The sequence below is a fragment of the Bacillus sp. JJ675 genome, from assembly GCF_036963165.1.
In the GTDB taxonomy this organism is placed as follows: Bacteria; Bacillota; Bacilli; order Bacillales; family Bacillaceae; genus Bacillus; species Bacillus glycinifermentans.
On the sequence record NZ_JBALMR010000085.1, the window covers coordinates 1 to 14,172 of the forward strand.

The window sequence follows — 14,172 nt, forward strand, 5'->3', positions numbered from 1 at the left end:
TGATCAACCATGAAGATATTAAAAAAGGGCAGGCGAAAGGCGTCGGCAACACCGTCATGTACGTCGGCGCGAAAACGGGGCGCGACGGCATCCACGGCGCAACGTTCGCATCAGAGGAAATGTCTGATGCTTCAGAAGAAAAGCGTTCAGCGGTTCAAGTCGGCGATCCTTTCATGGAGAAGCTTCTGCTTGAAGCGTGTCTTGAAGTGATCAAATCCGATGCCCTTGTCGGCATTCAGGATATGGGCGCGGCCGGTTTGACCAGTTCGAGCGCGGAGATGGCTTCAAAAGCCGGCTCCGGAATTGAAATGAACCTTGACTTGATCCCTCAGCGGGAAACGGGAATGACGCCTTACGAAATGATGCTTTCAGAGTCTCAGGAGCGGATGCTTTTAGTCATCGAGCGCGGCCGCGAACAGGAAATCATCGATATTTTTGACAAATACGATCTTGAAGCGGTTGCCGTCGGACGCGTAACAGATGACAAAATGCTGCGCCTGTTCCATAAAGGCGAAATCGTCGCCGAGCTTCCGGTCGATGCCCTTGCGGAAGATGCGCCTGTTTACCACAAGCCGTCTAAGGTTCCGGCGTATTACAAAGAATTCCTTGAAGCAGACGTCCCTGCACCAAAGGTGGATGATGCGAAAGAAACGCTTCTTAGTCTATTGCAGCAGCCGACGATCGCCAGCAAGGAATGGGTCTATGACCAATACGACTACATGGTGCGGACGAATACGGTAGTTGCGCCGGGCTCAGATGCGGGGGTTCTCAGAATCCGCGGTACGAAAAAAGCGCTCGCGATGACGACCGACTGCAATGCCCGCTATTTGTACCTCGATCCGGAAATCGGCGGAAAAATCGCCGTTGCCGAGGCTGCGCGCAACATCATTTGCTCCGGTGCAGAGCCGCTTGCGGTCACCGATAACCTGAACTTCGGAAATCCGGAAAAGCCGGAGATTTTCTGGCAGATTGAAAAGGCGGCCGACGGCATCAGCGAGGCATGCAGCGTACTGGGCACCCCGGTTATCGGCGGAAACGTATCCCTTTACAACGAATCGAACGGAAACGCGATCTATCCGACGCCTGTCATCGGTATGGTCGGGCTGATCGAAGATACGAAACACATTACGACGCAGCAATTTAAAGCAGCGGGGGATTTGATCTATGTGATCGGAGAGACGCTTCCTGAATTTGCGGGCAGCGAGCTGCAAAAGCTGACAGAAGGAAAAATCTACGGAAAAGCGCCGGCGATCGATCTTGAAGTCGAAGAGTCAAGGCAAAAAGCCCTTCTTCAAGCGATCCGCTCCGGTTTGGTCCAATCGGCGCACGATGTGTCAGAAGGCGGTCTCGGTGTTGCGCTGGCAGAAAGTGCAATGTCTGCTGAAGGACTTGGCGCCAATGTGACGCTTCCGGGCGAACCGGCATTATTATTCAGCGAAACACAATCACGGTTTATCGTTTCTGTGAAAAAAGAGGATCGGGAAGCGTTCGAAAAGCTTGTCAAAGACGCCAACCTTATCGGTGAAGTAACATCGGACAACATGCTTACGGTTCAAAGCGAGGAAGGAAAACAATGGATTCATGCGCAGACAGAAGAGCTGAAAAGCGCATGGAAAGGAGCTATCCCATGCTTGCTGAAATCAAAGGCTTAAACGAAGAATGCGGCGTATTTGGGATTTGGGGGCATGAAGAAGCACCGCAAATTACGTATTACGGCCTCCACAGCCTGCAGCACAGGGGGCAGGAAGGCGCCGGCATCGTGGCGACAGACGGCCAACACATGTCCGCCCACAAAGGCCAGGGGCTGATTACGGAAGTTTTCCAAAACGGCGAGCTCGAAAAAGTGAAAGGAAAAGGGGCGATCGGCCACGTCCGCTATGCTACGGCTGGCGGCGGCGGCTTCGAAAACGTCCAGCCGTTCCTTTTCCATTCGCAAAACAACGGCAGCCTGGCGCTTGCGCACAACGGAAACTTGGTGAACGCAACCCAGCTGAAACAGCAGCTTGAAAACCAGGGCAGCATTTTTCAAACGTCTTCTGATACGGAAGTGCTCGCACATTTAATTAAGCGAAGCGGCCATTTCGAGTTGAAAGATCAGATCAAAAATGCTCTTTCCATGCTGAAAGGCGCTTATGCTTTCCTGATCATGACGGAAAAGGAAATGATCGTGGCGCTTGACCCGAACGGACTGAGACCGCTATCTGTCGCAATGCTCGGCGACGCGTATGTTGTCGCTTCTGAAACATGTGCGTTTGATGTGGTCGGCGCGACATATTTGCGCGATGTAGAACCGGGCGAGATGCTGATCATCAATGATGAAGGCATGAACTCAGAGCGGTTCTCCATCAACATCAACCGCTCGATCTGCAGCATGGAGTACATTTATTTCTCAAGACCTGACAGCAATATTAACGGCATTAACGTCCACAGCGCGAGAAAGAATCTCGGCAAAAAGCTCGCCGAGGAATCAGGCATTGAAGCAGATGTGGTGACAGGCGTTCCGGACTCAAGCATTTCAGCGGCGATCGGCTATGCCGAAGCGACGGGAATTCCTTACGAACTCGGATTGATCAAAAACCGCTATGTCGGCAGAACGTTCATTCAGCCGTCGCAGTCGCTCAGGGAGCAAGGCGTCAGGATGAAGCTGTCAGCCGTCCGCGGAGTCGTTGAAGGCAAGCGCGTCGTCATGGTGGACGATTCCATTGTAAGAGGCACGACGAGCCGCAGGATTGTGACGATGCTGCGCGAAGCCGGAGCGACGGAAGTGCACGTCAGAATCAGTTCTCCGCCTATTGCCCATCCGTGCTTTTACGGAATTGACACATCGACGCACGAAGAACTGATCGCTTCCTCTCATTCAGTGGAAGAAATCCGTCAGGAAATCGGCGCCGATACATTGTCATTCTTGAGCATTGAAGGGCTCCTTTCCGGGATCGGAAGACAGTATGAAGGCGAAAACCGCGGCCAGTGCATGGCCTGCTTTACAGGAAAATACCCGACCGAGATTTATCAAGATACTGTTCTTCCTCACGTGAAAGAAGCCGTTTTAACAAAATAAACCAGCCGGCGCGCTTGAAGCGCCTGGCCTGCTGAAATGAATAAAGGGCAGCAGAAGCGATGCGGCTGCTCTTTTGATTTTGAATATCACGAATGGACAAGCGCGGAATAAGGAGTGATTGTGTTGTCTGAAAGCTATAAAAACGCCGGGGTTGATATTGAAGCCGGATATGAAGCCGTAAAACGGATGAAAAAACATGTGGAAAGAACGAAGCGAATCGGCGCAATGGGCGGTCTTGGCGGGTTTGGCGGCATGTTTGACCTGTCCGAACTGCCGTACAAACAGCCGGTTCTGATTTCGGGAACGGACGGTGTCGGCACAAAGCTAAAGCTCGCTTTTGCGATGGACAAGCATGACACGATCGGTATCGATGCCGTCGCTATGTGTGTCAATGATGTGCTCGCTCAAGGAGCGGAGCCGCTTTTCTTCCTCGATTACCTTGCGGTCGGAAAAGCCGATCCCGTCAAAATTGAAGAGATTGTAAAAGGCGTCGCTGAAGGCTGCGTACAGTCGGGATCAGCGCTTGTCGGCGGAGAAACGGCGGAAATGCCTGGTCTTTATACAGAGAATGAATACGATATTGCCGGGTTCTCGGTCGGAGCTGCTGAAAAAGATGGCATCGTCACGGGCGAAAACATCGGCGAAGGACATCTCTTAATCGGACTTTCTTCAAGCGGACTTCACAGCAACGGCTTCTCTCTCGTTCGGAAAGTTCTTCTTGAAGATGCCGGTCTGAATCTTGATGAGACGTATACACCTTTTGAACGGCCTCTTGGCGAAGAGCTTTTAGAGCCGACGAAAATTTATGTCAAACCTGTCCTTGAAGCGGTGAAATCAGGCAAAATCGCCGGCATGGCGCACGTGACCGGCGGCGGCTTTATCGAAAACCTGCCGCGCATGATGCCTGATGGCCTTGGAGTTGAAATCGACATCGGCTCATGGCCCGTCCCTCCTATCTTTCCGTTCATTCAGGAGAAAGGCGGCCTCAAATCCGAGGAAATGTTCAATGTTTTCAATATGGGAATCGGCTTTGTCCTTGCGGTAAAAGAAAAGGATATGACAGACGTGATTCAAACGCTCGAAAACAAAGGTGAAAAAGCCTATCTTATCGGCAGAGTGAAAGCCGGAAGCGGCGTTGTGTTTGGCGGTGCCGGTCTTTCATGAGAAAATTCGCGGTATTTGCATCTGGAAGCGGAACGAATTTTGAAGCGATCGAGAGAAGAATGAGAGAAGAGAACTGGGATGCCGAAATCGTCCTTGTCGTCTGTGACAAGCCCGATGCGAAAGTGCTTGATAGGGCGGAAAGAGCCGGAATCCCGTCGTTTGCATTCCAGCCGAAATCATTCGAAAATAAAGCGGCTTTTGAACAGGTGATCGTTGAACAGCTCCGCCTCCACGAAGCGGAATGGATTGTCCTGGCGGGGTATATGAGGCTGATCGGCGATACGCTTCTTTCGGCTTACCGGAATAAAATCATCAACATCCATCCGTCGCTCCTGCCGGCGTTCCCCGGCATCGACGCGATCGGACAAGCGTACAGAGCAGGCGTGAAAGTGGCAGGCATCACGGTTCACTATGTTGACGAAGGCATGGATACCGGTCCGATTATCGCCCAGCGCGCCGTTGAGCTTGAAAAAAACGAAACACTCGCGTCTCTCGAAGAAAAGATACACAAATTGGAGCATGAGCTTTATCCCGAAGTAATCAAAGAGCTTCTTGAACTAAATGGCAGAGGTGAGAAGGAATGACGATCAAACGCGCATTAATCAGCGTATCTGATAAAACGAACATTGTCCCTTTTGTAAAAGAATTGACAGAGCTTGGCGTTGAAGTGATTTCAACAGGCGGCACAAGCAAACTTCTTCAGGAAAACGGAGTTGACGTCATCGGCATTTCTGAAGTGACAGGCTTTCCCGAAATCATGGACGGCCGTCTGAAAACCCTTCATCCGAATATTCACGGCGGGCTTCTTGCCGTACGCGGCAACGAAAAACACATGGCGCAGCTGAATGAGCAGGGTATCCAGCCGATCGACCTTGTCGTTGTCAACCTTTATCCGTTTAAAGAAACGATTTCAAAGGAAGGCGTCACATACGAAGAAGCGATTGAAAACATCGATATCGGCGGACCGGGCATGCTTCGCGCCGCCGCGAAAAACCATCAGGATGTCGTCGTCATCGTCGACCCTCAAGACTACGAGCCGGTGCTGAACGAAATCAAAGAAGCTGGCGGGGTATCCCTTGAGAAAAAACGCGGCCTTGCGGCAAAAGTATTCCGCCACACGGCAGCTTATGACGCGTTGATCGCTGACTACTTAACAAACGTAACCGGTGAAAAAGAGCCTGAACAGTTCACCGTCACGTTTGAGAAAAAACAATCGCTCCGCTACGGCGAAAATCCGCATCAGGAAGCAGTCTTTTATCAAAGCGCGCTCCCTGTCAAAGGGTCAATCGCTTCAGCTGAACAGCTGCACGGAAAAGAGCTCTCCTACAACAACATCAAAGACGCGGATGCGGCACTTCAAATCGTCCGCGAGTTCACAGAGCCGGCTGCGGTTGCCGTCAAGCACATGAACCCTTGCGGCGTCGGGACGGGCAACACGATCGAAGAGGCGTTTAACAAAGCATACGCCGCTGACGAAACGTCGATTTTCGGCGGCATCATCGCGCTCAACCGTGAAGTTGACAAAGCGACTGCCGAAGCTCTTCACCAGATCTTTTTGGAAATCATTATCGCACCGGCATTCAGCCAAGAAGCGCTTGATATTTTAACATCCAAGAAAAACCTTCGTCTCTTGACGCTTGATGTCAATCAGCCTGTGAAAAACGAAAAGCAGCTGACATCTGTTCAAGGCGGGCTTTTGATTCAGGATCTGGATATGCACGGCTTTGACGACGCTGACATTACGATACCTACGAAAAGGGAGCCGACCGAACAGGAATGGGCAGACCTGAAACTCGCTTGGAAAGTCGTGAAGCACGTCAAATCGAATGCGATTGTCCTGGCAAAAGACGATATGACGATCGGCGTCGGCGCCGGGCAAATGAACCGTGTCGGCTCCGCGAAAATCGCAATTGAGCAAGCCGGCGGGAAAGCGAAAGGAAGCGCGCTCGGATCAGATGCCTTCTTCCCGATGCCTGATACAGTCGAAGAAGCGGCTAAAGCCGGTGTGACGGCGATCATTCAGCCGGGCGGCTCAGTTCGTGATGAAGATTCGATTAAAAAAGCGGATGAATACGGCATCGCGATGGTGTTCACCGGAATCCGCCATTTCAAACATTAAGGGAGTGACCAGCGTGAACGTATTGATTATCGGCAGAGGCGGCAGGGAGCACACACTGGCCTGGAAAGCGGCGCAAAGCCCTCTTGTCAGCACTGTATATGCAGCGCCCGGCAATGACGGAATGGCCGGGACCGCCGTACTCGTTGATCTTGACGAAGGCAATCACGAGGGGTTTCTCGCTTTCGCAAAGGAAAACAATATCGGACTGACGATCGTCGGCCCTGAGGTCCCCTTAATCGAAGGGCTTGTTGATGCATTTGAAGAAGCGGGCCTTCCGGTGTTCGGACCTTCGAAAAAAGCAGCTGTAATTGAAGGCAGCAAGCAGTTTGCCAAAGATCTCATGAAAAAATATCAGATTCCGACAGCAGAATACGAAACGTTTACATCTTTTGAAAATGCAAAGGCGTATGTCGAGGAAAAAGGCGCTCCGATCGTCATCAAAGCGGACGGCCTCGCCGCCGGAAAAGGCGTCACAGTCGCGATGACAGCCGAAGAGGCGATTCAGTGTCTGCATGACTTTTTAGAAGATGAAAAGTTCGGCGAAGCAAGCGCGTCTGTCGTCATCGAGGAATTTTTGAGCGGTGAAGAATTTTCGCTGATGGCTTTTGTCAAAGGTGAGAAAGTGTATCCGATGGTAATCGCGCAGGACCATAAGCGCGCTTTTGACGGAGACAAAGGCCCGAATACAGGGGGGATGGGCGCCTATTCTCCTGTTCCGCAGATTTCCGGTGCGGTTGTCGAAGACGCCGTTAAAACGATTTTGGAGCCCGCCGCCAAGGCGATGGTCAACGAAGGACGTTCGTTTACGGGCATTTTATATGCCGGCTTAATGCTGACCGAAAAAGGAACAAAAGTGATCGAATTCAATGCCAGATTCGGTGATCCGGAGACACAGGTCGTCCTCCCGCGCCTTGAATCAGACCTTGTGCAAGTGATGCTTGACCTCCTCGCGGACAAAGAAGTGGAGCTCAAGTGGAAGGATACGGCGGCAGTCACCGTTGTTCTTGCATCTGAAGGCTATCCGGAAAGCTATGAAAAAGGCACGCCGATCGGCGCGCTTGAGCCTGACATGGAACAGACCGTCGTCTTTCACGCAGGCACGAAAAAAAGCGGCGATCAGTTTGTGACGAACGGCGGCCGCGTCGCCAATGTCACAGCGTTTGCAGAGACGTTTGATGCGGCAAGGGAAGCAGCCTATCAAGCGGTGGAACGAGTAAGAAAACCGGGGCTGTTTTACCGGACGGATATCGGCGCGCGTGCGCTCAAGGCAGCGCAGAAATAACGATGGAGAGACAGAGCGGAGCATCCGTTTTGTCTCTTTTTTTGCAGTCAATTTTTTTGGATCATCTTGATCATCGATTCAGCCATCAATTCGGGCGGAAAAGGCATGCCGTTTTCAAGCCACCATGCGGCTGTCCCCGCAAAGGCGGAAATCACAAACCGCCGCTGGATATCAAGAGGCACTGAGCGGTCAGTATCAGCAGCTGCCGTTTTTTTGATTCCCGTCAAAAAGCTGTCATTCCAAAAATCATTGAGCAGCTCCTTAATGTTCAGCTCATATCTTCGATTGATGATAATCGCAAAATCACCGCAGTTCTGTTGCAAATGCTGATAAAAGCGCAGCACATACCAGTACGCTTCAGGCTTTTCCCCGCTGCAATCTATATCAAGCGGCGAAAAGATATCCTCTTTCATCGCTTCAAACATGTCTCTCATATTTTGATGAAGCAAATCGTACTTATCTTGATAATGCTGATAAAATGTCGTTCGGTTCAAGTTTGCCCGTTGCGTAATATCCTGCACAGAGATTTTTCCCCATTCTTTTTCAGCAAGCAGTTCAAACAAGGCTTTTTTTAAGTTTGTTTTCGATTTTGTGATCCGCTTGTCCCCTCGGTAGCTGTCAGCCACTTCAGCCGCCTCCTCAAAACACTTTTTCGACACTTCTTTTCCATTTGTTGGTTGAATAGTCAGGTGGAATCTTTTAATTTAAAACTAACATATTAAACTTCATGAATCAGCTGACAAGCAACCGAAGGAGTGAAAGCGAATGAGTCAAACAAAACAGCAGAACCCCATTCAGAAAGCGCTGATTAACGGAAAGAACAGACAAGACCCGTATGATCCGTTTCCATGGTATGAAAAAATGCGCACCGAATCACCGATTCATTATGATGAAGACAGCAAAGTGTGGAGTGTGTTCCGTTATAATGATGTCAAAAGAGTGATCAGCGACAAAGACTTTTTTTCAAATCAATTCCCTCAGATTGGAACTGGCAATACGTTTGCGAAAACGATGATCAGCATGGATCCGCCGAAACATACGAGAATCAGATCGATCGTCAACAGGGCTTTTACACCGCGCGTCATGAAAGAGTGGGAGCCGCGCATTCGCGAACTGACGAATGAACTGCTCACTGATGTCCGCGGCAGGGAAGAGATCGACCTTGTACAGGATTTTTCATATCCGTTGCCCGTCATTGTCATTTCGGAATTGCTCGGCGTTCCTTCAGTGTATAAGCATCATTTCAAAGAATGGTCCGACCTGTTGGTCAGCCTGCCGAAGAGCGATCGGCCGGAAGATGTGAACGAGTGGAAAAACATCAGGGATCAAGGCGAAGAAGAACTGACCGCATTTTTTGAAAAGATGATTGAAGAGAAAAGACAAAACCTCGGCAATGACCTGATTTCGCTTTTGATCAAAGCAGAACAAGAAGGGGACAAGCTTTCTCCAGATGAATTGGTTCCGTTTTGCAATCTGCTCTTGATGGCGGGGAATGAAACGACGACGAATTTGGTTTCAAATGCGGTCTACAGCATTCTCGAAACACCGGGTGCATATGACGAGCTCGCCGGGCATCCTGAACTGATTCCGCAGGCCGTCGAGGAAGCCGTCCGTTTCCGGGCGCCCGCACCGATGATCGTGCGCTTCGTTAAACAGGATACCGAAATCAGAGGAGTGAGCTTGAAAAAAGGAGAAGGTGTGGTCGCTTTCCTTGCATCCGCCAACCGTGATGAAGCGAAATTTGAGAGGGCGCACGAATTTGATATTCACCGCCATCCGAACCCGCATATCGGATTTGGGCACGGCATCCACTTCTGCTTGGGCGCCCCGCTCGCGAGGCTGGAAGCGGCGATCGCTCTTGAGGCGCTCCTCAAGCAGTATTCCTCGATGGAAAAGCTTGCGATCGTGCCGATGGCCGACAGCAGCATGTATGGCTTGAAACATTTTCGTCTGCGGGTGAAGTCAGCAGGGAAAACGGCGCCATACTCATTTTAAAAGCACCTGAAATGGTGCTTTTTTGTTGTCGGTGGAAAAACCGCCCAACCTTTAGCAACATTTTTTTAAGGCAGTGATAGGGAAGGAGAAAGCATATGAGCCATGTAACCTGCAAAAGGTGTAAAAAACAAATATCAAAAGACGAGACATTTTTTACATGGACAAACCCGTCGGATATCACCCATGTCAAAAGGTTTTTGGAGAGCAACGGCTTGATTTTATGTGAAGACTGTACAAGAGAGCATTTGCAAAAATGACGCTATTCAATGTAAAAAAGCACCCAAAAGGTGCTTTTTATGATTGTTCGCCAGTCTCTCCCTGCTGTTTCATATACGTTTGGCAGACATACGTCATGGGACAAAATCGTAAAATGCCGGAAGCGGTTTTGAGCGCACCCATAAACATGCAGAAAAGCGTCATTCTGCACCACGGCTTTCTCGTAAACTTGGCGGCTGCGGCGGATAAAATCGTAAGACCGCAGGCGATGCGAAATACGGCGTCAAACAGTCCGATGTTTTGTTTCATGATGATTCCTCCGATTTAAATAATTAAATAATTGTGTTTTCGAAAAATTGTAACGGATTGGTAATGCGTGACAATAGTAAATGTGTTAACATAGGGTCATTACATGTAAAGGAGAGTATGTGAATGTTCGAACGCACCTTAAATTGGAAAAACAAAGACATCAGATCGCAAGTTGATGTTGTAAGTTCAAGGCTGCTCCCAACGCTCCTTTTACGAAATGCAAACGTATTGAACCCTTATTTAAAGCAATGGATCTCTGCAAACGTATGGATTCATCGTGACAGAATCGTTTATGTCGGCCGCGATCTTCCGAAAACGGCTGTTAAAACTACCATAGATTGTGAAGGAAAATACATTGTACCCGGGTATATTGAGCCGCATGCCCATCCTTTTCAAATTTATAATCCCCAAACATTGGCCGAATATGTGTCACAGTTTGGAACGACGACATTCGTCAATGACAACTTGTTCCTGCTTTTGCATTGCGGAAAAAAGAAAGCGTTTTCTATTTTGGAGGAGCTGAAAAAACAGCCTGTTCACTACTATTGGTGGTCAAGGTATGATTTGCAGACAGAGGTGCCTGACGAAGACCGGATTCTTTCGATCGACTACCGGAAGCACTGGGGCGAGCACCCTGACGTGATTCAGGGCGGAGAAATGACGGGCTGGCCGCGCCTTTTGGACGGAGATGACTTAATCCTGCACTGCATGCAATGCACGAAAAGAAGGCGGAAACGGATCGAAGGCCATTTTCCGGGCGCATCAGAGAAAACGCTCACAAAAATGAAGCTTTTCGGCGCTGATGCCGATCATGAAGCCATGACGGGAAAGGAAGTATTAAAGCGGCTTGAGCTGGGCTATTATGCCGGATTAAGGCATTCTTCGATACGCCCTGATCTCAGAACGATCCTGCGCGACCTTCACGAAGAGGGATTCCGCCATTACGACCACTTGTTCTACACGACTGACGGCGCAACGCCGAATTTTTATAAGGAAGGCATGACAAACAAGCTCATTTCAATCGCTCTTGAAGAGGGCGTTCCGGCGATCGACGCATATAATATGGCCTCTTTCAATATTGCGAAATACTATCAGCTTGAAGATCTTCTCGGCGTCGTCGCACCGGGCAGATATGCGACATTGAACATATTGGAAAGCCCTGAAAATCCGGCTCCGGTAACGGTGCTTGCGAAAGGCCGGATCTTGAAATCTGACGGGGCGGACATGGAGCTGTTTGGAGAGACGGACTGGAAAAAAGGCGGTCTTGTCCCTCTGAACCTTTCATATGATCTAACGATGGATGATTTGCAGTTTTCCATGCCGCTCGGATTGAAGATGAGGAATGCCGTCATCATGGAGCCTTATACGATTGAGATTGACAACTCCGTCAACCAGCTCTCATTTGATCATGATGAAAGCTATCTCGCCCTGTTCGACAAAAACGGCAGATGGCGGGTCAATACGATGCTGAAAGGCTTTGCCACACGCGTGCAGGGGTTTGTCAGCTCATATTCGACGACGGGAGACATTATTGCAATCGGGAAAAATAAAGATGACATGCTGCTGGCTTTTGAGCGAATGAAGGAAATCGGCGGAGGCATCGTATTAGCCGAAAACGGAAAAATCCTCCACGAAATTCCTCTTCATTTAAGCGGCGGGGCGTCAAAAGAGGCGTTTCAGAAGGTGCTTGAACGGGAAAGCGCGCTGAAAGACCTCCTTTTTGAAAGAGGATACATGTTCAGCGATCCTGTCTATACCCTGCTGTTTCTCCAAAGCACCCATCTGCCCTACATCAGGGTGACGCCGAAAGGGATCTTTGATGTCATGAAAAAAACTGTACTCTTTCCATCGATAATGCGTTAAAATATAAAAGAGCGGGAGCTAATGTATGATCAATCGATATGTGAGGGTACTGCTGTCTATAGCCTGTGCCGCAATGCTGATGTCATGCGGGATAAGCAATGAGCAGAATGTGCAGAATACCTATCCGCTGACGGGAATGAAAGCGGATGGAGAGATTCGCAAGCGGCCGCTCGCCGTTGTGGTGAACAATCATCCAAAGGCAAGGCCGCAGTCGGGGTTAAGCAAGGCAGACATCGTGATTGAGAGTTTGAGCGAAGGACCGATTACAAGATTTTTGGCGATTTTTCAAAGCGAAATGCCTGAAACCGCAGGTCCCGTCAGAAGCGCCAGAGAGTATTTCATTGATCTGGCTCTCGGTTTTGACGGCATACTGGTGCATCACGGCTGGAGTCCGGGTGCAAGAAACCGGCTTGAAAGCGGTGCGGCGGATCATATCAACGGAATGGATTATGACGGCAGTCTGTTTTGGAGAGCGGACTTCCGGGAGGCGCCCCATAACTCGTATACTTCATTTGAAAATATTAAAAAAGCAGCCGCTGACAAAGGATATTCCATGAAAGCCGCTCCAGAACCTTATACGTTTAAAAAAGCCCGTCCAACATCAGGGACGCCTTACCGCATCCGGTTAGATTACGGGACAAAAAACGTTACAAACCAAGTAGATTTTGGTTATGATAAAAAGGTTGACGGTTATATGAGAATGTCAGACGGCATGCTGACAACAGACCTTGAAACTGAAGAACCGATCATTCTTCAAAATATACTAATAGTGGAAGCCGAACATCGCATCAAAGATGCCTACGGGAGAAGGGATATCGACCTGCGTTCAGGCGGACAAGGGCTGCTTCTGCAGAACGGGGAAGTCCATCAAGTCGATTGGAAAAACGAAGAAGGCCGGCTTGTGCCGGTAAAGGACGGAAAAACCGTTCCTTTCGTTCCGGGAAAAACGTGGATCAACATCATTCCCGATCTCAGCAAGGTTTCTATTAGCAAAGGAGAAGGTGTGTAACGATGCAGATCGATAAATTGCGCGGGAGAGAGCTCGACCAGCTTTTTCAATCCATCCTATCATTGAGAGATCTCGAAGAATGCTACCGTTTTTTCGATGATCTGTGTACGATAAATGAAATACAATCGCTGGCTCAGCGGCTCGAAGTCGCCAGAATGCTCCGCGACGGCAACACGTACCACAAAATTGAAACGGAAACCGGAGCGAGCACGGCGACCATTTCCAGGGTGAAACGCTGCCTGAATTACGGAAATGACGCCTATATTATGGCGCTGGACCGTGTAAAAGAAGAATCAGAATGATCTTTCAAACCGCCTGGCCCCTTTAGCCCGGCGGTTTTTTATGTCCAAAATTTCCACTCTTACTTTCTTCGTTATCCGTTTTTCCAACAGGGGTGAATTTGTTATAATATTTAAATGGCAAGAACGATTGGAGGAGCTTTTTTTATGTACGATATTACCGAGTGGAAGCACGTCTTTAAACTCGATCCAAATAAAGAGATAACAGATGAACAGCTCGAGCAGCTGTGCGAATCGGGAACGGATGCGATTCTGATCGGCGGTAGCGACAACATCACAGAGGATGATGTGCTCCGGCTGATGTCGAAAGTGCGTCGTTTTTTAGTGCCGTGCGTCCTTGAAGTATCCGCGATTGATGCGATCGTGCCGGGATTTGACCTCTATTTTATCCCGACCGTACTGAACAGCAAAAACCCCGACTGGATCGTCGGCCTACATAAAGAAGCGATGAAAGAATACGGCGAGCTGATGTCTCCTGAAGAGATCATCGTCGAAGGCTACTGCATTTTAAACCCGGACTGCAAGGCGGCGGCTTTGACAGACGCCGATGCAGAGATTGGACTGGAAGACATCAAAGCCTATGCGCGGCTGGCTGAAAAGCTCTTTTCGATGCCGGTCTTTTATCTGGAATACAGCGGAATGCTCGGGGATGCCGAGACGGTGAAGGAAGCGAAGGCCGTTCTGACCGATACGGTTTTATTTTACGGCGGCGGCATTTCAGATCCCGAAACAGCGGCAAAAATGGCCGAATACGCAGACGTCGTCGTTGTCGGGAACGCGGTTTACGAAGTTTTCGGACAAGCGCTGAAAACGGTGGATGCGGTAAAAAAATAAGCGGAACAAACCGGATTGGTTTAT

Annotated in this window: 13 protein-coding genes; 11 read left to right on the forward strand and 2 right to left on the reverse strand. The window is 49.6% G+C overall.

Features of this window, described 5'->3' with window-relative positions; all coding sequences use genetic code 11:
- The 6 genes from purL to purD all read left to right on the forward strand — a co-directional run.
- Positions 1-1,652, forward strand: a 1,652-nt coding sequence (gene purL, locus V7126_RS20700) for a phosphoribosylformylglycinamidine synthase subunit PurL (RefSeq protein ID WP_335498690.1), incomplete at its 5' end; no start/stop codon positions are given.
- Positions 1,628-3,058, forward strand: coding sequence for an amidophosphoribosyltransferase (gene purF / locus V7126_RS20705; RefSeq protein ID WP_046130442.1), 1,431 nt, complete (start codon positions 1,628-1,630; stop codon positions 3,056-3,058). The genes purL and purF, both read left to right, overlap by 25 nt.
- Before the next feature lie 123 nt (positions 3,059-3,181).
- Positions 3,182-4,222, forward strand: a complete 1,041-nt coding sequence (gene purM, locus V7126_RS20710) for a phosphoribosylformylglycinamidine cyclo-ligase (RefSeq protein ID WP_046130441.1) — start codon at positions 3,182-3,184, stop codon at positions 4,220-4,222.
- Positions 4,219-4,806: a phosphoribosylglycinamide formyltransferase gene (purN, locus tag V7126_RS20715; RefSeq protein WP_175075873.1), complete on the forward strand. Its 588-nt coding sequence runs from the start codon at positions 4,219-4,221 to the stop codon at positions 4,804-4,806. Before purM ends, purN begins: the two co-directional genes overlap by 4 nt.
- Positions 4,803-6,341, forward strand: coding sequence for a bifunctional phosphoribosylaminoimidazolecarboxamide formyltransferase/IMP cyclohydrolase (gene purH / locus V7126_RS20720; protein WP_046130439.1), 1,539 nt, complete (start codon positions 4,803-4,805; stop codon positions 6,339-6,341). The genes purN and purH overlap by 4 nt, the downstream gene beginning before the upstream one ends.
- A 13-nt stretch (positions 6,342-6,354) precedes the next feature.
- Positions 6,355-7,623 carry a phosphoribosylamine--glycine ligase gene (gene purD / locus V7126_RS20725; protein ID WP_175075874.1) on the forward strand — a complete coding sequence of 423 codons (1,269 nt, stop codon included), beginning with the start codon at positions 6,355-6,357 and terminating at the stop codon, positions 7,621-7,623.
- Between the two features lie 47 nt (positions 7,624-7,670).
- On the opposite strand, the gene V7126_RS20730 is transcribed toward purD, so the two are convergent.
- On the reverse strand, positions 7,671-8,249 hold the full coding sequence (locus V7126_RS20730; RefSeq protein ID WP_046130437.1) for a TetR/AcrR family transcriptional regulator: 579 nt from the start codon (positions 8,247-8,249) through the stop codon (positions 7,671-7,673).
- Between the two features lie 139 nt (positions 8,250-8,388).
- On the opposite strand from V7126_RS20730, the gene V7126_RS20735 reads away from it, so the two are divergent.
- Entirely contained in the window at positions 8,389-9,618 is a 1,230-nt protein-coding gene (locus V7126_RS20735) for a cytochrome P450 (RefSeq protein WP_175075875.1), read from the forward strand.
- Positions 9,619-9,912: 294 nt separating this feature from the next.
- Here the strand turns inward: V7126_RS20735 and V7126_RS20740 are convergent, their stop codons facing one another.
- A complete protein-coding gene (locus tag V7126_RS20740) occupies positions 9,913-10,143 on the reverse strand; it encodes a YgaP family membrane protein (RefSeq protein ID WP_046130435.1) in 231 nt (76 codons plus the stop codon).
- A 123-nt stretch (positions 10,144-10,266) separates the two neighbouring features.
- Here V7126_RS20740 and V7126_RS20745 point away from each other — a divergent pair, with 123 nt between their 5' ends.
- The 4 genes from V7126_RS20745 to V7126_RS20760 all read left to right on the forward strand — a co-directional run bounded on the left by V7126_RS20745 (position 10,267) and on the right by V7126_RS20760 (position 14,148).
- Positions 10,267-12,006, forward strand: coding sequence for an adenine deaminase C-terminal domain-containing protein (locus tag V7126_RS20745; RefSeq protein ID WP_046130434.1), 1,740 nt, complete (start codon positions 10,267-10,269; stop codon positions 12,004-12,006).
- 73 nt (positions 12,007-12,079) lie between these two features.
- Positions 12,080-13,015 carry a DUF3048 domain-containing protein gene (locus V7126_RS20750; RefSeq protein WP_231947475.1) on the forward strand — a complete coding sequence of 312 codons (936 nt, stop codon included), beginning with the start codon at positions 12,080-12,082 and terminating at the stop codon, positions 13,013-13,015.
- Between the two features lie 2 nt (positions 13,016-13,017).
- Positions 13,018-13,317 (forward strand): YerC/YecD family TrpR-related protein, encoded by a 300-nt coding sequence (locus V7126_RS20755; protein WP_046130432.1) that lies wholly within the window; start codon positions 13,018-13,020, stop codon positions 13,315-13,317.
- A 144-nt stretch (positions 13,318-13,461) separates the two neighbouring features.
- Entirely contained in the window at positions 13,462-14,148 is a 687-nt protein-coding gene (locus V7126_RS20760; protein WP_175075876.1) for a heptaprenylglyceryl phosphate synthase, read from the forward strand.
- Positions 14,149-14,172: the final 24 nt, after the last annotated feature.